Below are 21,788 nucleotides of genomic sequence, written 5' to 3'. Positions count from 1 at the left end.
CCTATGGTCTGGGGCGTTGTAATCCACGAACGTGTCTCTATGTCAAAACTTAGCGGGTTTACGTAGCTTTGGGCAACCAGAACTCAAATGTACTCCCATGATTGATTTGACTGTTAACTTGAATGTGGCCCCCCTGTAATTCTACGAGACGTTTACAAATGGCCAGGCCAATGCCAGTACCGCCAGACGCTCGACTACGGGAGCGATCAGCTCGCCAAAATCTTTCAAATACATGGGGTAAGTCAGTCGTCGCAATGCCAATACCGGTATCCTGTACAGCTAGCCAAATCTGCTGATCTTGATGCCATGCTTTGACAATAATTTTCCCACTGTCTGTGTATTGCAGTGCATTGTTAAGTAAATTCACCAGAATCTGTTCGGTACGGACGGGGTCAGCAGTGACGGCTGGTAGATTTTTGGAAATCTCTACGACAATTTGCGTATTTTCAGCATCAGGCTCAGAGTCGATTTGCTGGTCACGAAACCGTTGGGTAATCTGCTGAATCAAAGGAGGTAATGCCAACGTTTGCTGTTGAATAGGTAGATACCCTGCTTCCAGCTTGGAAAGCTCTTGTAGATCTTCAACTAAGCGTTGTAGACGTTGGGTTTCCCGCAGTAAACGTGCGTAGGTTTCAGGCGTTGCAGGCAGTTTTTCATCCGTCAGAGCTTCGAGGTAGCCACGGACAATTGTCAGCGGTGTACGTAACTCGTGGGATAGATCGCTGATCAGATCCCGTCTCTGTTGCTCTACTTGTTCTAGCTCGCTGGCCATGCGATTAAAGCTATGGCCCAGCTGATGTAATTCTGGAATATCTGATGGTGGTACCCGGACGGCCCAGTCACCAGCGGCAAAACGCTTAGTAATGGTTTCCATCCGAGTGAGGGGCCGAATAATGCGTCGCGATAAAAGATAGCTGATGCCACCGGCGGTACTACCGCCCAAAAGTACTGACCAAATCATGCCTCTGGCCCAGGCATCCGCAAAACTTTCTAAAATTTGCCCCCGCATTTGCTGAATGCGAATCCCTCGTCCTTCCAGACGTTCCAGGGTTACCACAAAGTAGCGGGGGGTAGATAGACGACTCACACCTGCCAGGGCAATGATTGCCACGGCCATGACAACTAGGTGGGATATAAATAATCGAGTCCTGAGGGGGACTTTGGTCATGGGACGGTGAGATGTTTTAAGTACTCAAAATTAAGAACTTTTAGAGTCGTCTTCAAACCGATATCCCACGCCCACAACGGTTTTAATAAATGTAGGTTGGGCCGGATTGGGTTCAACTTTTTTACGGAGTCGGGCAATGTGAGTATCGACCACCCGCTCATCACCAAAAAAATTATCCTCCCAGAGCTTTTCGATTAGCTGTGGGCGATTCCAGACGCGACCAGGGTAGCTCAGAAACGTTGCCAGTAAATCAAACTCTAGGGGTGTCAGGTCGAGGGTCATGGTATCTGAACCATGGTAGATGGCAGAGCGCTGGTCAAGGTCAAGGGAAAAGTGAGCGGTCTGGTAGGTTTGGGGTGATCCGCCAGCGTGGCGAAGACTGCGGCGCAGGAGTGCCCTGACCCGAGCGACTAGCTCACGGGGGCTAAAGGGTTTGACCATATAGTCATCGGCTCCAGTAGAGAGGCCAATGATGCGGTCGAGTTCTTCGCCCTTGGCGGTCAACATCAAAATGTAGGGATCCTTTTGGCCTGGAGCTTGACGGATGCGGGCGCATACTTCCAACCCATCTAAGCCTGGCAGCATCAGGTCCAGGATAATTAGATCTGGTTGAAATATAGGAAAGCGTTCCAGGGCATCAGTCCCGCTGGTACAGATTTCAGTCGTAAAGTTCTCATTTGTGAGATAAAGCTGAATTAGCTCAGCAATGTCAACTTCGTCTTCAACTATTAGGACATTCATCGGTTGGTTGATTTAGCCTGATGGAAATCATCTTGTGACTGGGTAGGTTTGTCTGAGATTAGGCAGCGTCAAACTAAATGGATTTAGGTGAGTACTAGGGTAGCTTGAGCGATGGATTTGGCGATGATGGCATGGGGATTATACAAACAGGTATTGAACAAAGAAAAAAAGGGCTTGCGAAAACGTAAACAATAGGCCACTATTCAATAGCTTTAACCCTCTTTAATCCTTGACAGCTTAAAGGAACTGTGGGGGTAATACGGGCCGCACCCATGATTGCATTACTAAGTCAGTTGTATTCGGGTGGTTTGTTTGGGCAAGGTATCTATGCCCTGCCAGTTATGTTGTGGAGGCGTAGAGTATGAGTCTAGCGTCGGCGTTTACCCTAAGTCGCCTATCGGCTGATCTAACCTACGATTTAAGTAGAGCGCCGGAGGTCCCTGAAGAGATATCGGTACAGTGTGCCATTAGCCGGGGCAAGATGATGGTGCTTTTGGAAAGTCCTAGAGTGGACACAGTACCTGAGAAATATGTGTTTGCCCAGGTGGAAACCTTGATTCGTCATCGCTTAGAGATTGATGGTTTGCCAGTGGAGGCAGAGCATTTGGGAGCGAATGGTGAACCCATTGCTATCAAGGTTTACTTAAAACAAACGATGATGCCGAAACCAAGTGCGGTGCATCGATTTAATTGGCTGTTGCAGGATAGTTCAGGTCCGGTGGTGTTGGATGATGCTGGCCTGAGCGATCAGCTATATGAACCCTTGCTGACGCAACAACCGGAGGTCGCTCCTGAGGGACTGTTTGGAGACTCTGATGATGAAGCTACTGGTGATCTATCAGAGGAAGAGTTTTTATCGGGAGAGAATTTTCTCTCTCAAGAAGAATTGCCGCTGGACGAGGATTTTCAGTCAGTTGACGAGGCAACTCAGGGGACTCAGACAGATGAGCTATTGGATTTGGATGGTCTGTATGAGCAGGCTCCTGTCGATGAGATAGGTGAGCCGGTCTTTGTAGAAGAAGATGACTGGGAAGAAGAAGTCTCGGAGCAACGACCGAGGCTAAGCCTGGGCTTAGTCGCTGCGGGAGTTGGCGTAGCGGCTGTGTTTGGTGCCTTGGGCTATGGCCTAAGTCGACCCTGTGTGATTGGCGGGTGCGATCGCATCCAGCAAGCCCAATCCCTGGGGGATGCAGCCCTGATTTCTCTGCGGGAAGAGCCCACTCCGCAAACTGTGTTAGCCATGAGCGACCAGCTCAACACCGCTGTCAAGACCCTTAAACCGATTCCTCCATGGTCACGGCATCATGCGCAGGCTCAAGATCTATTAGCTAATTATCAAGGGGAGGCGGACCTGCTGAATGCGGTGGCAGCGGCCCAGAAAAATGCCCTGATTGCTGCCAATGAGAGTCAAAATCCTCCCCATCCCATTGCCCGCTGGGAGGGAATTGCAAATCGTTGGCGAGATACCATTGGCCAGCTGGAGGAGATTCCTGCAGGCAGTCCTATTCACGAAGCATTTGTTGCGCCTAAGCTCCGGGAATATCGCAGTAATCTTGCCACCATTGAGGGACGGATTTTAGCAGAGCAGTCGGCAGAGGAAAATCTCAACCAGGCACAGTTGACCGCAGCCTTAGCGAAAGATCAGGCCGAGATTGCTAATACATTGTCCGCTTGGAAAACAGCCCTGACATCTTGGGATAAGGCGGTTAAACAGCTCAAACAGATTCCCAATGGGACGATGCCCTATGGTGAAACCCGGAAGCTGTTGCCTAAGTATGAGAAAGATCTAGCGGAGGTGCGTACTCGCTATCAGCAGGAGCAGGCTGCCGATCAGTTCTACAGCGAAGCTGTACGCTATGCGGCTACGGCTCGTCAGTATGAATCTGATGGGCAGTGGACTCTGGCGATGTTGGGATGGCGGGATGCCATTACTCAAATCAAAGGCGTACCGTCAGGGACGTCTCGCTATGCGGATAGTCAAAATCTGCTTAAAACCTATGAACCTGCTTTGAACAAGGCGCAGGAAAATTTGCGGTTAGCGATCCGATTTGATAAAGCTAAGGAGAACTTTGGGCGAATTTGTAAGCCGACATTTTGTCAGTTTGGTTTAAAGGGTGGTTCGGTGCAGTTTAAGTTGGCTAAGAATTATGATGCGCTGATAGATTTTTCGATTACGGATCCTAATAATCGGTCGAGTAGTGTGCCTGCTTCGGATCAGATGATCAGGGAGGTAAATCAGCTGCTCCAAGAAGTGATCAATATTGGTAAGCGTACGCAATTGCCTATCGAGCTGTATGGTTCGGACGGTGGGTTTATTGCTCGGTTTAGCCCTGAGTTGGAAGGATATGTGAAAACTGTTGTGGTGAAGTAGGGTTGCTCAGTATTGGAGACAAGTTTATTAGACGAGAATCTCTTGATCATTCTTCTATCCTAGTGCCCAGGCTACTTTATGACGGCAATGGTCGGACGGGGCGGATTGTGAATATTCTCTATTTGGTGAAGCAGGGGTTGTTGAAGATTCCGGTACTTTATTTGAGTCGATATATTAACCAGAACAAGATTGAGTATTATCAATTACTTCAGGCAGTGCGTGAGGAACAGGCTTGGGAAGACTGGGTTTTGTTTATATTGACTGGTGTAGAGGAAACATCGCAGCAGACGATTGTTTTGGTGGAAGAGATTAAGCATTTGATGTTGGCGACGAAGCAAAAAATGCGGTCTGAGCTGCCGAGGATTTATAGTCAGGATTTACTGAATAATTTGTTTCGACATCCATATACGAAGATTGAGTTTGTAATGGATGAGTTACAGGTTACGCGACAAACAGCTGCAAAGTATTTGGATACGTTGGTAAGTATTGGGTTATTGCAAAAGCATCGAATTGCTAAGGGCAATTTTTACCTGAATGCAGAACTATATGGCCTGTTGTTGAATGCTAACAGTGTGATTATAGGGAAACCGAATAAATCATAACTTTTGATTATGTATAGTTGCATTTTTATGTATGCATAACGTTGGTTTCGTTAACATGAGGACGATGTCATGTTAAAAAAATGCGATTTCGTTAACATGAACGATAAATTCAACGTCATATCTGAGATGAATAACATGGTTGAAATTAGTTTTTCTTATGTATCTGGTGTGACCATAGAGTGGGGGCAACCTTTCGGCCTTGCCTACTAAACTCGCTGTATGGGGTGCAAGAGTATTGGATTGTTAACTGGCAGCTGCAGACGATGGAAGTTTATCGTCGTAGCGAGGCACAGCTGGAGCTGGTGGGTACCTTACTATCCCAGGACAGCTTGACGTCTCCGATCTTGCCAGGGTTTGCTATGTCTATGGAAAAGGTTTTTGTGTGATCTTGAGTCTGGATGGTGGCGGAGCGAGTGGGGGCGCTTCCCAGGCAGAGCCTGGGGGCTAGAGCAGGGGCCTACTCTTTCTCGCCAAAGTTGATTGCTTCGATCATCTCTGGGGGCGGTTGCCAGCGGTATTTGCTGAGATTAATCTTATTGCCCTCAAATTCGATCCCTTCATCTTCTAGCAAGACTCGCTGTAGATCGTCTGACCCATCACGAAAGACAGAGGTGGAGATTTCTCCCTTAGCATTGATCACTCGCTGCCAGGGGATTTCGTCTTCGGGGGCTACTTTGTGGAGGGCATAGCCTACCACCCGAGGTTTGCCAATCAGACCGGCTAGCTCGGCTACCTGACCGTAGGTGGCCACTTTTCCTGGGGGAATTTGGCGGACAACGGTGTAGATGCGGTCGTAGCTGTTGGGCATATTACCCCCGTTTTGGTAATGGACAGACAGCGGCTCCGTCAGAGCTGGACGTTGTGTCAAAACAGTGGGGGCAAGCCAGCAAGACAAGCGATCTCGCGGCAACAGGAACCTTTTGAGCATGGTCATAGATCGGACCATCGTCTACAAAACCAGTCGGATTTTTAGTATCTAGAATGACTCGCCAGTCTTTGCGCTCTACCGTTGGCGGTAGGGAAAATTCTTGGGGTTCAGGATAGGCATTAAAAAAGACTAGGAAACTGTCGTCGATGATGCGCTGACCTTGGTTGTCAGGGGTAAGAATCTCTTCTCCATTCAGGAAGATGCTGATAGCTTTAGAGCCACCGTCATGCCAATCTTCATCGCTGATGATGGTGCCATCGGGATTGAACCAGCCGATATCAATCACACCAGAGCCGTGGATCTCACGACCCAAAAACCACTGCCGACGGCAGAGGATTGGATGTTGTTTGCGAAACTCGATCAGTCGCTGGGTAAAGGTGAGGAGGTCTTGGTTGCGATAGCGTTGATTCCAGTCAAACCAGGAGAGGTCGTTGTCTTGACAATAGGTGTTGTTATTACCGTGCTGGGTGCGACCCATTTCATCGCCACCCAGGATCATGGGGACGCCCTGGGAGAGAAATAAGGTGGTTAAAAGGTTCCGTTGCTGTTGCGATCGCAACCCTAAAATCTCCTCATTTTCTGTTTCTCCTTCCACACCACAGTTCCAAGACCGGTTATAACTCTCCCCATCCCGATTACCTTCACCATTGGCCTCATTATGTTTATCGTTGTAGCTCACCAGGTCCCGCAAGGTAAAGCCATCGTGGGCGGTAATGAAGTTGATGCTGGCGTGGGGTAGCTTGCCATTAGCCTGGTACAGGTCAGAACTGCCCGTAAAGCGAAACGCAAACTCTCCCAGGCGGCAGTGATGATCTCGCCAAAAATCCCGCATAGTGTCACGATATTTGCCATTCCACTCGGACCATAGCAATGGGAAGTTACCCACCTGGTAACCGCCTTCACCCAGATCCCAGGGTTCGGCAATCAGTTTAGTAGAGGACAGCACCGGATCCTGATGAATGATATTAAAAAAGGCGGCGAGACTATTGACTTCATACAGCTCACGAGCCAGGGCTGAGGCTAGGTCAAACCGAAACCCATCCACATGCATTTCCTGTACCCAATAGCGCAGACTGTCCATAATCAGCTTCAGCACCTGGGGATGGCACACATTGAGGGAATTACCACAGCCGGTAAAGTCCATGTAGTAGCGAGGGGTGCGTTCTACTAGACGATAGTAGGCTTCGTTATCTATGCCCCTGAGCGATAGGGTGGGGCCGAAGTGGTTGCCCTCGCCCGTATGGTTGTACACCACGTCCAAAATGACTTCGATACCCTCCTGGTGGAGCGCCTTAACCATGGACTTAAACTCCTTAACCTGGTCTCCGGTATCACCAGCGGCGCTATACCCGGCAAAGGGAGCAAAGTAGTTAATCGAGTCATAGCCCCAGTAGTTATGCAGTCCTACCGCCACCAGATGGCCAGGGTAGGCATTGTAATGGTGGACGGGCAATAGCTCGACAGCCGTTACTCCCAGAGATTTGAGGTGCTCAATGGCGGCTGGATGGCCTAAGCCTGCATAGGTTCCCTGTAGCTCGGGTGGAATGTTGGGGTGCTTGCGGGTAAACCCCTTGACATGGACTTCGTAGATGATGGTTTCATGCCAGGGAGTTTCAGGATGATGGTCATCTCCCCAGTCAAAGCTACGGTCTACGACGATGCCCTTGGGGACATAGTCCATATCATCCAGGTCTGACTTTTCTAAGTCGCGATCGCTATCGGCAAAGCGATCCATCGGGTGGCCAAAAATGGCAGGACTAAATTTCATGTCCCCGCTAATAGCCAGGGCATACGGATCTAGAAGCAACTTATCGGAGTTAAAGCGCTTGCCTTTCTTCGGTTGGTAAGGACCGTAGGCACGATACCCATAGTGTTGACCTGGCCCAACTCCTGGGACATATCCATGCCATACATGGTTGGTTACCTCTGATAAAGTGAGCCGATGCTCTTTACCCTGTGAATCAAAAAGGCAAAGCTCCATGGCTGTTGCATTTTCTGAGAAAATTGCAAAATTTGTCCCCTGACCGTCCCAGGTGGCTCCCAATGGATGAGAACGACCGGGCCATACTGCTACCGACATGGTGGATTGCGTCAAAACTGTCTTATATAGTAAGCCCCGTATTTTTTTCGCCGTGACGTTAAAACTAGAAGTCTAGAATTGGGGGTAGGACGACTGCTCGATACTGTCCGGTTTCTGCCTAATTTTCTGTCGTGTTTTTGAGGAAATCAACCCAGTTGGGCTGAAGGGTATCCTAGCGAACGCTGTTTTTCGGCTTGAGTTTTAGTCTCAATGCTGGTGAAACAGTTTCTACAGGGGATGGTACCGGTCGTTTGATGACGGTACAGCTATTATTGAGGATGGTCAGGTTCTACCCGATGCGCCTAAAGTTTCCTTGGCCATTGCTGATCTCTTACCTGTGGTGTCGATCAGTATCCCTGGTGAAGGCTGCATTGTTATCACTAATGCTCTACCAGTTGCGCCTTCTATGGTTGCACCTATCGTGATTAACCCGCTTATTTCTGAGTTCGTATCTGAGCCCGACTGAGTGTTGGTCTTGTTGGTCTAGGGAGATTGGATGCTTGTCGTTCCAGCGTCAATCTTAAGGTTGATGGTGGTGTAGACTAACACCCCGCACCCCCCGATCAACAGGTCAAAAAGCAGGGAAACTACCAGGTTTTTCTGCTTTTTTGTGACAAAAATCACACAGTACTTAAAGATTGATCACTCAAATTTTGAGGGAAATCGAGCCACAATAAATGAATTAATTTATACAAGAGTCGTGAAAATCGCTAAGTCAATGCCCAAAACTTGCACTAAGCCGTTGAAGCAACAACCGTTTAACACCTATCGTGATCCCAAAACGGGACGTTGGTATGTGGTAGTGCGAAAGCCAGTGTCTGTTAAGTAAGGCAGGGCTGGAATCCGTTAAATAACCTGAAAATACCTGAAAACCGCTTGATTCGCTGATGAATAGGTATGGTTTGGGTGCGACAATAGCGGGGCAATTGTTGTTAGCTTGCTAGCTAAGCTCTCTATGCGCCAACCTTATCCACCGATTGAGCCTTACATCCAGGGACGTTTGTCTGTTTCTGACCTGCATACTCTACATTTTGAAGAGGTGGGCAATCCCCAGGGTAAACCTGTGGTATTTTTGCACGGTGGGCCGGGGGGCGGTACGGTTCCTTTTTATCGACAGTTTTTTGATCCAGAACGCTGGCGCGTAATCTTATTTGATCAGCGGGGCTGTGGGCAGAGTACACCCCATGCTGATCTGACTGATAACACCACCTGGGACCTGGTGGATGATATTGAGCGGTTGAGATCGCACCTTGATATTAAGCAATGGACTGTATTTGGTGGCAGCTGGGGCAGTACCTTGGCCCTGGCCTATGCTGAGCGTTATCCAGAGCAGTGTGTGGGCTTAATTTTGCGGGGCATTTTTATGCTGCGTCCCAAGGAGATTCGCTGGTTTTATCAGGAGGGAGCCAGCTACATCTTTCCTGATGCTTGGGAGCAGTATTTGTCTCCCATCCCCGAAGAAGAGCGCCATGATCTAGTGACGGCCTATTATCAACGCCTGACCAGTCCAGATCCGGCAATACGGCAGCAGGCCGCTCGTACCTGGGCCATTTGGGAGGCCAGCACCAGCTATCTCATTCAAAATCCTCAAACTATTGAGCGTTTTAGCAATGATGAGTTTGCCGATGCCTTTGCCCGAATTGAGTGTCACTACTTTACCCATGGTGGATTTTTTAGCCCACCGGATCAGCTACTCAAAAATATTGCGACGATTCGGCATATTCCAGCGGTCATTGTGCAGGGGCGCTACGATGTGGTGTGCCCCATGACCTCTGCTTGGGAACTGCATCGTGCCTGGCCTGAAGCAGAGTTGGTGATTGTGCCCAATGCAGGTCATTCTGCGACGGAACCAGGTATTTTAAGTGCTTTGGTGGAGGCTACGGATCGGTTCGTGCAGCTGTAGCAAGACCTATGCTAGTAGTGCTATCGCTATGGCGACCAGGGTGATCACCAGGGTTAAGCTACCGATGCGCTTGATTGCCATGGTGCGTCGATAGTGCTTTAGGGATATGGTTTGTCGCGCGGGGTCCACCCATCGTAGCGGTTTGGGTAAGCGTATATTATTCTGTCTTGGATCAGGGGGATGAATGGTTTGATGTGCCCAAGCATCATTCCCATATAGATAGGGTTTGAGTAATGAATTGAGTTCTCCGTCTAGCCATCCGGCAGATTCTAGCAACTGTCTGGCTCGGAAAATTGTGGTGGGTGTGGCGACCGTAGCTTTACGAACATTGCTGTCCATAGACTGGTGATTTCCGGCGCTTAAGTGGCCAAATATAGCATTTGGGAGCGGGAAAACCAGAATACTATTGATTTCTTCAGGAAGCCATCCGTTAGCTAACAATAGCTCTGCGACATCCAGTTCTGTTTTTAGTGAGAGAACGGCCATAGACTGAGCTATGTAGGTGTTCCTACTGAGGCTAACATGGGCTTATTGGAGGTTCCTATGTTCATCCCGTGTAATTACATAGGTTTCATCAAGGGGCTGCAGGATATGGCGTGACTTCATCTCCATTTCATAGCTCATGCGTCCCTATGCTTATGCCTAAGCAAATTGTCTTAGGACACTAGGTCTAATGGCATAGATGAAATTATTCCAGAAAATAATTTCAACATTGGAAAATCTGTTAGGAAACAAGCAAAATTGGTGTGAAGCATTGGTTAATTGCCATGAACCAAATGGGCTTGTGCAGTAATAGTAAATACTGAGCACACTATTAATTTAGGACCCGAGCTTCCGTTATCACGCTGATTCTGTTTCGCCCTAAGGGTGGTTAGGCTGCGGGGAAACGGGGACAGTAGGGATATTTATATATATGGATATGCAGAGTTGGTATGCACGGCAGCAAGCGCGTTTGGCCTATCGGCGTGGTTGTACGCTGGCAAGGCAAGGCAATCACCAGAGTGCGGTCTCAGTGTTATCTAAGGCCGTGGCTGCTCATCCTGATATTACAGTTGTCTATATTGCCCGTGGCCTGAGTCACCGTGCCTTGGGAGATCTAGATAGTGCTCACCAGGACTTTGTCGCTGCTATTGACTGCGGCCATAATCCGGCAAATGCTTACTTTCAACGCGGATATTTATTCCATGAGCAGGGTCATACAAATGAAGCATTGAGCAATTGGCGACGAGCGATCGCGGCTAATCCTAATCATGCTGATGCGCACTATCAACTTGGGTTGGCCCAGTATGAAACTGGTGATTTCCCGGCGGCGTTAGCCAGTTTTAATCAAGTTTTAGATATTAATCCCAATTGGGCCAAGGCTTACCTCAAGCGAGGGCATGTGCGTCAGAAGCAGGGAGACCTGGACGGAGCAATGGCTGACTGGCAATTGGCAGTGCTTAACGATGCATCCTTGGCTGGGTTAGTGCCAACTGTTGCAAAGCCAGATGGATTAGCTCCCATCAAAGACTTACTACAACAGTCTTTGCACCCGGTTGAAGTCAATGTTAAAAAACGAGGAAAAACTCTAGAAATCTCCCTTAAACGTCAGGTAGGAGAGGGGGTGAGCTACTTTACCCTACCGAATCAGATTCGTGACCTACTGTTGCCATTAGAACTGTCAGAAGTTACTCGGTTTATCTTGATTGGTTATGTTGGCAATGTGCGCGGACCGGAGTGGGAAAAAAGTTATGACCTATATAAAGATCAACCTTGTCCTCCTACCCATTGGCCAACTGCATTAGCGGCACTCGTGACATTTCCCCCGCTGGGACTCACTGCCTTACTCTATGCCAGTCAGGTGCAACGATTTTACCGTCAGGGCCAATACCCTGATGCCTTGAGAGCGTCCAAGACTGTCAGGCGTTTATCGCTGGTGGGTACCGGAGCCATGTGTTTGTTGGCATCGTTACCTCTAGGGTATACAGCGATCGAATCCATCCAAAATGAACCTTCTCCGCCGGTTAGAACAGCACGGGCGATTGATTACGATTTTATTCAGTAGAAATCTTTTTTAGACGGTGTCCGGAATCAATAATTTGCAATGTGTTTATGACTATAGCTCTCCGAGAGAAGTTAGCTCTATAGCTTTTTTATGGTTTTAATGTAGCTAAACCACGTTCCAGTTGAAACCTGTAGTTTCTCCTACGGTAAAACTCCAGTTCTGGACGTGGACAAGGTTTATTTACGTTAAAACCATAAAATTCCTCGAAGAGGGTAGACATTCTTACGCTACACCGTGTAGTATGTTTAGTAATACAGGCAAGGCAACATAGTCGAATTGCTTTGGCAAGTGCTTTTAGCGCTTATTCAGTCTTTTTACCAGAGGTCTAAGTACCGTGAAGTTATCTATAGAAACCATAGTTTCAACAAGATATTTGCAGTCGTTCTGCCATTTACCCATGGCATTGATTGTGCGGTGCCTAGGATTTGGTGTTAATGAGCTGACTATTGATGGCACTTGGACTAAAGCGATTAATGGCCATGATTCAGAACGTTTTGCATTCAATGATTTGTCCGTTGGCTTGATTACGGGCTATGTGAGTCAGCCAGGACCTAACAAATATATACGAAGCGGGAAATGCAGGCGTTTAGCCATGCTGACCTAGATTTAAGACCACATCAGGTTTTTGCCCCCCGCTTCCCATACCCGGAAGCGGGGGGCTTTGTTTTTGGACATTTTTTAGGCATCTAAAGCGCTTAGCCATGACATTACAACCGTACAAATACGTATTGCCCACCTATCGACCTATCGTACTCTTTTCCAAGAACTATCTACCCATGGCGCGAATTAACCTGAAGCGAGCAATTGTGCTTTTAGTCACTGGCCGAGCCGAACCCCTAGACCTGATCGGTAAGACCTGGCGGATGAGAGCGCCCAGTCTTATCCGCCAGGTTCTTGAGCTCAGGCGATGACCCAAAGCACCCATGCGTCCAGTAGTTGCCTTTGCAGAAAAGTTTTGGAAAGAGCAGACAAATTATTAATGTTCTCTGTGCCGCCGTCGGCATGTGACTGACCCAACCATTCATGGAGATTGTCAGCCGTGTTGAAGCTGAATTATACCGATTACGGCCTATTTCTTGAGCAGGTCACTGCATCTTTAGATGTAGTCGCCACTCAACGAGTCATGTTAGCCGTTCACATTGGTGAATCCTTACATCTAGAACCCAGTCAAGCTTCCTTTTTGTTACCTATTGAGTTACCGGGTATTAATCAGCTTGAGTGTTTGCTACGGCAACATGCAGCAGATACTATTGCTCTAACTAGTGTGGACGATGACTTTGTTGAGGTAAGCCTTAAGGGGACTTGGATGGCGAGTAGCGCCAATGCTGAATCTGGTACCTTTATTACTGCCCTTGCACCTGAAAGTGAAATGCTGATCTACGAGCTATGGCAGGTGACTCAATGACAGTCTGCATATTTTAAGTAGTAGTTGTCGGGGACTGCTGATATCAAATCCGAGTCGCCAGTCCCATATGCTGACATGGTGTAATGGTCGTATCCGAGGTTGCCACCCTCTAACTTTGTGTACCCTTTGGGAAGCAAGCTACGAATCCCAATGTCCGCACCAGCGACAGGTTAAAGTCATGAAAACTCAGATTGAAGTTGTTCAAGTTGATATCACTACTTTGAAGGTTGATGTCATTGTCAATGCCGCTAATAGTTCTCTTTTAGGTGGAGGTGGTGTTGATGGAGCAATTCATCGAGCGGCTGGACCGGAACTGGTTCAGGAATGCCGATTACTGGGTGGCTGTGAAACAGGGCAGGCAAAGATTACTAAAGGGTATCAACTGTCTGCTCCGTACGTCATCCATACCGTCGGCCCTGTCTGGAGGGGAGGTTTCAATAATGAAGCCATGATGCTTGAATCATGTTACCAAAATAGTCTAAAGCTAGCGCTTGAAAACAATGTTAAGTCGATTGCTTTTCCTGCGATTAGTTGTGGCATTTATGGTTATCCGATTGATCAGGCGGCTGCGATCGCAATCCAAACGGTCCAAAGTTTTCTTCGACAAAATGACACATTTGAAAAAGTCATCTTTGCTTGTTTTGGAGAGGTGGTTTACCAAACCTATCTAAAAATCCTTGAACCCTAGGAGAGGGGACTCAAATCCCTCTATTCCAAAACAAAATGGAGGTTTTTATGACGATTTATTTTTATAGCAATCGCGAAGAACCTTATGGTTGTTTCTCTAATTTTTCGAGGCATGGTGTATTCTTGGATGATCGATGGTGGCCGACAACAGAACACTATTTCCAGGCTCAAAAATTTATAGAAACCGATCCTGATTGGGCTGACAAGATTGGCAAGGCGAAAGCGCCCAAAGATGCGGCGGTGATGGGGAGAGCTCGAAGCCATCCGCTTCGCTCCGACTGGGAACAAGTCAAGGATGACATTATGCATCGAGCTGTGCTCACCAAGTTTCAAACCCATGCAGATATCCAAGCTATTTTGCTGGGGACTGGGGATAAGCCAATCATTGAAAATGCTCCTGGAGACTACTACTGGGGCTGTGGTAAAGACGGCAGCGGTCTAAACAAATTAGGCCAAATTCTTGAGACTGTGAGAGCAACAATCCGAGCAACAATTTGATAGAACGTAAGGCTATGGAGTCTCTTTCTGCTGGACTGACTAGAATTAGAGTTTGAGACAGTGAAGAATCTATAGGAAATGTAGACAATCTGCTATGGATAATGAAATGATTTAAAAGAAACCTATTTCAGGGGCAATCCTATGGACCGTGAATCCCTACTAAAATTTGCTCGTTATGCGTTCTATACGATTTTAGTAGGTGGCTTGCTTTACGTCCTAATTCCGATGGACCTGCCTACTTTGCAGTCCTCTATTATTAAAACTGAACTGCAACAGCTAACTGTCCTAATTATTGTGGCTCTTTTTTTAGAGCGTGCGCTGGAAGTATATAAGCTTTTTTATTTCTCGCCGGAGAAAGAACGGTTGGCGGCTCAAGTGGAGAAATTTCAGCTGGAACTTGGATCCCTATTGACCAATGCTGATGATAGTGCCAATGACAAACGCATTCAGGCGGCAAAAATCAGTTTATTTAATGCCGAAGAAAGTCTCCGTATTTATAAAAACCATATGCGTCAGAGCCTTCTCAAGGCAGCGATTGTATTTGGGCTGTTGATTGGTTTAGTAGGAGTGCGATCGCTAGAGGGGGCATTTAACTTCCCAGGACCAGAGTCTGTATTGGAGATTTTCCGTCTTTATCTGTTTAGAGTCCTGGATTTGATCCTGACAGCCGGTTTAATTGCAGGCGGGAGTGAAGGGATTCATAACGTTATTAAAAAGATAGGTAACCTTTTTCCTGATGTACAAAAAAAAGTCATTGACTTTGTCCAGGCCATTAAACAGAATCCTGTTTAAGTGTTGATAGCTTTGCTGATCCTCGATAGGATTTTAGTTTGTTTTATGTTGTCTATCAACAACAAGATTTTAGTCGCCACGGGGCTAGGTGGAGATTATACAGAGGTAATTTTGAATTTTTCGTATTTTCGAGGACATTAAATGGATGCTACTGAGATCTTGCACCTGGCGATGAAGTGTGAACCCACCTTGGACTCAAAGTCGCAAGGCTAACTAGATCAAAACCGCTCAAGCGGTTAAAGAATCCCTAAAAGCTCTAAATATAGAGCTGCCCAGCCAATCTTGTCCCTTTAGTGGACAGCCCTCAATTAGCGTTGGGTTTTGAACCCAACGTGGGTGTGAGCTTCACAACCGACCTTAGTGCGAGATCTAAGTGCTACCTATTAGCCTATGTTCTCCAGCTTGTGTCAATCCATTGTTGGTAGATAAATCTGGAAGGTTGTGCCCTGGTCTAACTCAGACTGGACGTTTAAACTGCCGCCATGCTTTTCGACAATCACTTGATGAGCGATCGCAAGTCCTAAACCCGTTCCTTTGCCAACGGATTTAGTGGTAAAGTTTCGCTCAAAGATCTGACTGCAAACGTCTTCAGAAATGCCTTTGCCATTATCAGTAATGGTAATTTCTACAGATTCAGTTTCCTGATGCTGTACTAACCGAGTTCGAACGATAATGCTCTGTGGGTTAGTTTCCAGCGTTGCATAGTCGGTATTCTCAGCGACTTCCTCAAACATATCAATGGCATTTGCCAAAATATTCATAAAGGCCTGGTTGAGTTGGCCAGGAAAACATTTGATGTCAGGCAGTTCACTATAGTCACGAATAACTTGGATAGCTGGACGAGAATCCTTGGCTTTGAGCCGATATTTCAAAATGTGCAGAGTGCTGTCGAGTCCTTCATGAAGGTTGGAGGTCAGTTTGGCTGCTGTATCTGTACGGGAGAAAATGCGTATGCTTTTGCTAACGTCCCGAATCAGGTCGCAGCCCTTGGTCATGGACTCAAAAATTGTATCTATATCTGTCAATAGATAGTCAATATCTAGCTCTCTTCGCTTGCTGCTTAGGACCTCATTAGATGGGGGATAGGTTTGCTCATAGAGTCGAAGATAGGTAAGGAAATCGTCAAAATATTCCTTTAGGACTAAAATATTGCCGTCAACAAAGCCCAGGGGATTATTGATCTCATGGCCAATTCCAGCAACCAAATTGCCGAGGGCAGACATTTTCTCATGTTGAATGAGCTGTAACTGATATCTCTGTAGTTCTGTCAGCGCAGATGATAGAGCTTGGGTTCGTTCGCTCACTTGCTGCTCCAGGGTTTGGGTCATTTGTTGTAGTTGTAGATGAATTTTGACCCGCGCCAACAATTCTGGTTCCTTAAAGGGTTTGCTGATGTAGTCTACTGCTCCTAGTTCAAATCCTTTCAGGGTGCTATCCGTATCCGACCGGGCAGTCAGAAAAATAATTGGGATACGATACAGTTCGGGGTTTTCCTTAATTTTTTTGCACGTTTCGAACCCATTGATCCCTGGCATTTGGATATCCAATAGAATCAAAGCTGGTACACGATTCTGAAGCTGTTTGAGGGCCCGTTCACCGCTGGTTGCGATCGCAACCCTATAGCCCGCAGAGGCCAGGGTTTCCGTCACAACCTTTAAATTGGCAGGGGTATCATCTACCACTAAAATTTCGGCATCAGTTATCTGCATGGACCAATCCTTGCTCTAAATAACCTTGCAATTGGGTTTCCAATGCTTCCACTTGGAACTGCTCTGCCAATTGAGTCATCGATTCACAGAAGGTCGCATAGATTTTATCCTGCTGAAGGAGTTGGTCCAACTGGTCTTGTAATTCCGCAATACGACCGCATTGAGCTAGGTCTAGCAATGTTTCCAGCATTGTCGTGGAGGGTAGCGTGATTTGAACTACCTCGGATGGGCTAGTGTCATCGGTCTGTAGCTCATATTCCCATTCTATCCCCAGGCTATCGGCCAATAACCGGAACAACACCTGAGCATCAACAGGCTTCGGTAAAAAGTAATCTCCGCCTTGATCCAAGGAACGGTTCTGGTCGGCCAGGGACACCGAGGCAGACGATACAATGACCGTTAAGGTCTGTAAGGTGGGGCTAGAGCGGATGTGATGCAACAGCTCAAACCCATTCATTACTGGCATGGCAAGATCTGTAATCATTACATCCGGTTGTACTGTTTCTAGCTTTGCCAATGCGTCTTTACCATTCTCAGCTTCAAGCACCGTAAATCCAAGGGGTTCTAAAAGATTTAGAACAACAGATCGATTTTCCCATCGGTCGTCCACCATGAGAATTTTGAGCTGCCGCTCTGATTTGACACTATGACTAGATGCATCAGTTTGCCTGGTGTAACCATTGATTCGACGATTACCATTGAAACGCTGTTGCTGCCAGTCCTCAGCAATTAGAGTGTCGATGCTAAAGAAAAACTCGCTGCCCTGCCCTGGCTGGCTCTTGACTTCAATGATTCCTCCCATGAGTTGAACGATCCGTTGGCTGATGGCTAATCCTAAACCTGTACCTTCAGATTGTTTCTGGCGATCGCCTACCTGCTCAAATGTGCCAAACAACTTGGTGAGATCCTCTGCAGCGATCCCAATGCCGGTATCAATCACCTCAAATAGCACTCTAGCGTTGGTTGCAGATTGTTCTACCACATCAACTCTTAACGTGACCGATCCTTGATCTGTAAATTTAATCGCGTTGCTGAGGAGATTAATCAGGACTTGTCGTAGTCGTTTTTCGTCAGTTTGGACGCCTTCTGGCAGTCGGGAACTGGGGCGATAGATAAACTCTACACCCTTTTCATCTGCCTTGACTTTGCAGATTTCCACCACGCTTTGCAATAGGGAAGGGAGATGCAGGGCAACGGGAAGTAGTTCTAGTTTTCGGGCTTCAATTTTAGATAAGTCGAGAATATCGTTAATCAGTGTTAGCAGATGAGATCCACATTGATGAATGATATTGACCCCATTCTGTTCTTTGGGTGGTAATGCTGCCGAGCGACTCAAAATTTGGGTATAGCCAAGAATGCCATTGAGGGGAGTGCGCAACTCATGACTCATGTTAGCTAGAAAATCACTTTTAGCCTGATTAGCCTTATCAGCTGTTTCCTTGGCAACTTGGAGCTCATTGGTACGCTTCTTTACTCGCTGCTCCAGGGTTGCATTACTTTTTTCCAGAGCAGTAAACGATTCTCGTAATTGCTGGGCCATTTTGTTAAACGATTCGCCTAAGGCTCTTAATTCCTGAGTGCCTTCTGGCTGAATGGGCTGGGTGAGTTTACCAGTCTTAACGAGTTGGGTTGCCTGGCTCAGTTTGACAATCGGTTTGGAAATCCAACGAGCAGTATAAATGCCTAGAATTATTGCCACCAGAAGGGCCAACCCGCATAGAAGAATTGTGAAACGGGTATTTTTATGAATCTGTTCCATAAAATCGGCTTCAGGAATGGCAATAACAATCAGCCAGTCCAAGCCATAATTGTCCTGCCAAGGACTGGTTTGGACATACGTATTTTTGTTATCAACCTTAAAGACAAATTGACCAGAATCAATCGTTTCAAAACTTCCAAACTGTTCTACTAGAGTCTGGGAGACCTGGTGCACTGTAGAATCATCACTCTTCAGCGCACGCACCTGTTCAATGCCATTATCTGTTTCTTTAAACTCTTGAGCTCCTGAAACCCCTATTAGCAGGCCATTTCTCTCTACAATAAATATTCTGGCATTAGGGCTAACATCTAACGTTTCTAGAAAACTTCCAATTTGATTGAGGAGTAAATCAATGCCCAATACCCCTTGTAAGTTACCCTCGCTATCATAAACTGGGTGACTAGCAGAGACTGCGATGGTGTCTGGATCTTCCCAAGGATATAGATCACTCCAAACAGGTTTGTCCGCCTCTATGGCAGAGGTATACCAGGTATCTTCCAGATGATTATAGTCATCCTCATACAGTTTGGTAATAGGGTCACCCTGATCGTTTAGCTCATATTCGTGATAAGTACCCAGGTGAGATGATTCTGTGATGTCTCAGCAATTCCAAATTCCAATATACGGACAGAAACAGCTATCCCAAAGAGCCTTCTGTTGAGGATGTCAGCCACGATGAGAATCAAGAGGTATTTCTAATGGGACCAGCTGGTTTGGTATCATCGAGCATGAACTCAATCAAGGCCGTCCAACTCTCAAACCAGAGGTATTTGGTCAAGGCGACCATATCTTGAAAAAAGCCTTTTCGGGTGCCTCGAATCTGTCGAATCTGTTGATAGCGCTCGTCCACATATCCCAAGATGGTATGAAACAGGAACGCTAACAGATTTAGGGTCAATAAAAAGGAAGCGAGATGCTGTTTCCCATGGCCAAAATTGTGCTCTAAATGATAGCCCTTGGTTTTGAGGACATTGTGGTTTTCGTTCTCTGTTTTCCAACGACTGCGCGCCGCATCCACCACCGCAATGACCTGCTGCGGGGTGTTGAGGTCGAGTGGGGTGATCCAACTGTTGTGATAGAGTCGCTTGCCGTCTCGTTGTCGAGTGACGGTGACCTCACACCAATTCAGTACAATGTCTGACGGGGTGCCTCCTAACGGGACATCGGTTAAATATCGGTACTGATACTGGACCGTCTCTTTACCCTGAGTTCGGGTTTTCTCGATGGTTTTGACCTGACCCTTGGCCTGATTAAAGTCAATCCAATCGTAGAGCACGGGATGCGACTCCGGTAAACACACGAAGATAAACCTCATCCCCTGAGCGAGGACCGTTTCACACATCGGTAGACGACTGTACAGGTCATCGCCGAGCAAAATCACCTCTGGCTGAGCAAACATCTGTCCATGAGCTGCTATCCAACGCTTGGCAGCGGCCTGTTCGCAATCTTGTTTATCATGACCATCTTGGGGATAAATAAATTCAGGGGGCAACGAAATCACCGATGATTGGCTTGGTGACACCACGACTGGCAAGATGGCTTTATGACTGTAAGTGACCTGACCATTGTGATGCGTCCGGATTGAACAACACGGACAACTCACCTCATGCGAACTGTAGTATTGGGTGCCATCTAGGGCGACTAGTAGATGCTTGCCAAGCACCTCAAACCCACGCAGATATTTCTGCTCCTCTAACTGCTGATAATTTGAGATGAACACACTCGATAGACCACTCGCAGGAAGCGGGTCGAGAATATTACGAATTTGTTCGACACTCGGAATCTTGGTCAGTCCAAATAGACTCTGGGCATTGTCTTGACCATGACGGCTTTGCAACTGTCGTTGGTACTCTAAGAATGACGAGCTTTGCATGAAAAATGCGCTAAACGCTCCCAGGACCGCATCTTGAAGGCTATAACGAGTCGCGTTACTCGGCTGACGACCATCCGTCATCGTTCCGATGCACGAGGTCAGGCCTCCTAGCAAACTATCGAAGCTGAGAACACTTGAGACCATGACGACTATCTTGCCAAGGGCAGGACGCATTTGAATGAGTTGACTGTACCCAATAGTGTCACGCTTTGCACGATTCGATTGCTAGCGCCAGTACACATACACCTGTTCTTAAGTTGGAATTTGGAATTGCTGGTGATGTCTAGAAAAATACCACTGGTCAAACCAGTCCCTACACCAATAAACTCTCCCGACTGACTCCCATAGTTGATATAACCAAAATCTTCAAACGCTTGTAGTTGATCAAAAAATAAATAGCCTAGTTCTTTTAAATTGTCGGCATCTAGAGAACCCCGTTCAATTTGCTTACTAGTCAACTGGATAATTTTTTGAGGAGTGCTCAAATAACTATCCAGGTGCTGATTAACCTGGGCATTTACCTCATCTTGGAGCTGACTAGCGAGGTTATTAATGGCTTTTTGACCATTTCGTAAGGAAAAGTAACCAGTTAAACCGACTGCCCCAACAATTTGTAACAAAAATGGCACAATCAGGATAAATTGGAGAGAAGGTTTCTTGATGGATTGAGTACCCATAGAGATTAGTGCCCAATGGTCTTTAACGGTCGGTCAAACTTAGATTGCTTCACTATGCCATGATGCCTTTGGTCTATAGGTTTAGATTACCCAAAGCTAACTTTAGCTATAGCATGTCAGGTCGGTCAGGATATGCTGCAATGGCTGCACCTCAAACCGAAATGGGGATGTGAAGCCCAAACTTTTAGAGCCAAAGGCTTCTCCATTGCTCCCTTTTAATGGGAGTGAACCATGGTCATTGTCCTTCTGACCTGACATTTTCAGACATTTGATGCCCAGACATTTCCTGTAATGACAGCCGTTTACCCTAGTCCTATGATGGATAGGTGGGCGACTGCTTGGCTACGCCTCACCCCTATCGATTACGGGAGGTTGCCTGGGGAGGACGTGATGAGTTTTAACTTGGACATGATTTAAGCCAATTTTGTCAACTTCTGGACAATTTAGAGAACTTTCGGTAAAAGGATGTCTAGATAGTCGTCCCTGAAATACTAGCTCAGGTAAGAGCTGCAGGGGGTTTCATCCGTTGCAATAGGGTATAGAATTGCCAG

General features: G+C 47.0%; 19 protein-coding genes and 2 pseudogenes. 11 read left to right on the top strand and 10 right to left on the bottom strand.

Features of this window, described 5'->3' with window-relative positions; translation table 11 throughout:
- Positions 1–58 precede the first annotated feature (58 nt).
- Together IXB50_RS16365 and IXB50_RS16360 are read right to left on the bottom strand one after the other, a co-directional pair.
- A complete protein-coding gene (locus tag IXB50_RS16365) occupies positions 59–1,168 on the bottom strand; it encodes a sensor histidine kinase (protein WP_215610063.1) in 1,110 nt (369 codons plus the stop codon).
- Positions 1,169–1,198: 30 nt separating this feature from the next.
- On the bottom strand, positions 1,199–1,909 hold the full coding sequence (locus IXB50_RS16360) for a response regulator transcription factor (protein ID WP_215610062.1): 711 nt from the start codon (positions 1,907–1,909) through the stop codon (positions 1,199–1,201).
- A 361-nt stretch (positions 1,910–2,270) separates the two neighbouring features.
- Between IXB50_RS16360 and IXB50_RS16355 the strand changes: the two genes are divergently transcribed.
- The 3 genes and pseudogenes from IXB50_RS16355 to IXB50_RS16345 all read left to right on the top strand — a co-directional run bounded on the left by IXB50_RS16355 (position 2,271) and on the right by IXB50_RS16345 (position 5,268).
- Complete coding sequence (locus tag IXB50_RS16355; RefSeq protein WP_215610061.1) at positions 2,271–4,280, top strand: hypothetical protein; 2,010 nt, start codon at positions 2,271–2,273, stop codon at positions 4,278–4,280.
- 77 nt (positions 4,281–4,357) lie between these two features.
- Positions 4,358–4,882, top strand: a pseudogene (locus IXB50_RS16350) (Fic family protein); the annotation flags it as partial.
- Between the two features lie 179 nt (positions 4,883–5,061).
- Positions 5,062–5,268, top strand: a complete 207-nt coding sequence (locus IXB50_RS16345) for a Uma2 family endonuclease (protein ID WP_326520820.1) — start codon at positions 5,062–5,064, stop codon at positions 5,266–5,268.
- Between the two features lie 71 nt (positions 5,269–5,339).
- Here IXB50_RS16345 and IXB50_RS16340 read toward each other — a convergent pair whose 3' ends face one another.
- Positions 5,340–5,690, bottom strand: coding sequence for an MGMT family protein (locus IXB50_RS16340; RefSeq protein WP_215610059.1), 351 nt, complete (start codon positions 5,688–5,690; stop codon positions 5,340–5,342).
- Between the two features lies 1 nt (position 5,691).
- Positions 5,692–7,890 carry a glycogen debranching protein GlgX gene (glgX, locus tag IXB50_RS16335; RefSeq protein ID WP_215610058.1) on the bottom strand — a complete coding sequence of 733 codons (2,199 nt, stop codon included), beginning with the start codon at positions 7,888–7,890 and terminating at the stop codon, positions 5,692–5,694.
- Positions 7,891–8,845: 955 nt separating this feature from the next.
- Between glgX and pip the strand changes: the two genes are divergently transcribed.
- Positions 8,846–9,793, top strand: a complete 948-nt coding sequence (pip, locus tag IXB50_RS16330) for a prolyl aminopeptidase (protein WP_215610057.1) — start codon at positions 8,846–8,848, stop codon at positions 9,791–9,793.
- A 6-nt stretch (positions 9,794–9,799) separates the two neighbouring features.
- Here the strand turns inward: pip and IXB50_RS16325 are convergent, their stop codons facing one another.
- Entirely contained in the window at positions 9,800–10,279 is a 480-nt protein-coding gene (locus IXB50_RS16325; RefSeq protein ID WP_215610056.1) for a hypothetical protein, read from the bottom strand.
- A 427-nt stretch (positions 10,280–10,706) separates the two neighbouring features.
- Here IXB50_RS16325 and IXB50_RS16320 point away from each other — a divergent pair, with 427 nt between their 5' ends.
- From IXB50_RS16320 to IXB50_RS16290, 7 genes and pseudogenes are all read left to right on the top strand, one after another.
- Complete coding sequence (locus tag IXB50_RS16320) at positions 10,707–11,837, top strand: tetratricopeptide repeat protein (protein ID WP_215610055.1); 1,131 nt, start codon at positions 10,707–10,709, stop codon at positions 11,835–11,837.
- A 397-nt stretch (positions 11,838–12,234) separates the two neighbouring features.
- Positions 12,235–12,441 (top strand): hypothetical protein, encoded by a 207-nt coding sequence (locus tag IXB50_RS16315; RefSeq protein ID WP_215610054.1) that lies wholly within the window; start codon positions 12,235–12,237, stop codon positions 12,439–12,441.
- Positions 12,442–12,538: 97 nt separating this feature from the next.
- Positions 12,539–12,736, top strand: a pseudogene (locus tag IXB50_RS16310) (HNH endonuclease); the annotation flags it as partial.
- A 140-nt stretch (positions 12,737–12,876) separates the two neighbouring features.
- Positions 12,877–13,242 (top strand): alr0857 family protein, encoded by a 366-nt coding sequence (locus IXB50_RS16305; protein WP_215610052.1) that lies wholly within the window; start codon positions 12,877–12,879, stop codon positions 13,240–13,242.
- A gap of 178 nt (positions 13,243–13,420) precedes the next feature.
- A complete protein-coding gene (locus tag IXB50_RS16300; protein ID WP_215610051.1) occupies positions 13,421–13,930 on the top strand; it encodes an O-acetyl-ADP-ribose deacetylase in 510 nt (169 codons plus the stop codon).
- Positions 13,931–13,977: 47 nt separating this feature from the next.
- The gene (locus IXB50_RS16295) at positions 13,978–14,427 is read left to right on the top strand and encodes an NADAR family protein (RefSeq protein WP_215610050.1); all 450 of its coding nucleotides are present in this window, start codon (positions 13,978–13,980) and stop codon (positions 14,425–14,427) included.
- A gap of 141 nt (positions 14,428–14,568) precedes the next feature.
- Positions 14,569–15,219 carry a hypothetical protein gene (locus IXB50_RS16290; protein ID WP_215610049.1) on the top strand — a complete coding sequence of 217 codons (651 nt, stop codon included), beginning with the start codon at positions 14,569–14,571 and terminating at the stop codon, positions 15,217–15,219.
- A 407-nt stretch (positions 15,220–15,626) separates the two neighbouring features.
- On the opposite strand, the gene IXB50_RS16285 is transcribed toward IXB50_RS16290, so the two are convergent.
- The 5 genes from IXB50_RS16285 to IXB50_RS16265 all read right to left on the bottom strand — a co-directional run bounded on the left by IXB50_RS16285 (position 15,627) and on the right by IXB50_RS16265 (position 21,495).
- Positions 15,627–16,928: a sensor histidine kinase gene (locus IXB50_RS16285; RefSeq protein WP_215610048.1), complete on the bottom strand. Its 1,302-nt coding sequence runs from the start codon at positions 16,926–16,928 to the stop codon at positions 15,627–15,629.
- The gene (locus tag IXB50_RS16280; protein ID WP_407658814.1) at positions 16,915–19,212 is read right to left on the bottom strand and encodes a hybrid sensor histidine kinase/response regulator; all 2,298 of its coding nucleotides are present in this window, start codon (positions 19,210–19,212) and stop codon (positions 16,915–16,917) included. Before IXB50_RS16280 ends, IXB50_RS16285 begins: the two co-directional genes overlap by 14 nt.
- Before the next feature lie 157 nt (positions 19,213–19,369).
- Positions 19,370–20,704 carry an ISNCY family transposase gene (locus IXB50_RS16275; protein ID WP_215610046.1) on the bottom strand — a complete coding sequence of 445 codons (1,335 nt, stop codon included), beginning with the start codon at positions 20,702–20,704 and terminating at the stop codon, positions 19,370–19,372.
- Between the two features lie 5 nt (positions 20,705–20,709).
- Positions 20,710–21,237: a hypothetical protein gene (locus IXB50_RS16270; RefSeq protein ID WP_215610045.1), complete on the bottom strand. Its 528-nt coding sequence runs from the start codon at positions 21,235–21,237 to the stop codon at positions 20,710–20,712.
- A gap of 102 nt (positions 21,238–21,339) precedes the next feature.
- Positions 21,340–21,495 carry a hypothetical protein gene (locus IXB50_RS16265; RefSeq protein WP_215610044.1) on the bottom strand — a complete coding sequence of 52 codons (156 nt, stop codon included), beginning with the start codon at positions 21,493–21,495 and terminating at the stop codon, positions 21,340–21,342.
- Positions 21,496–21,788: the final 293 nt, after the last annotated feature.

This window comes from Leptothoe spongobia TAU-MAC 1115 (assembly GCF_018739885.1).
GTDB classification, from domain to species: domain Bacteria; phylum Cyanobacteriota; class Cyanobacteriia; order Phormidesmidales; family Phormidesmidaceae; genus Leptothoe; species Leptothoe spongobia.
This window is presented reverse-complemented; position numbering and strand designations above follow the sequence as displayed.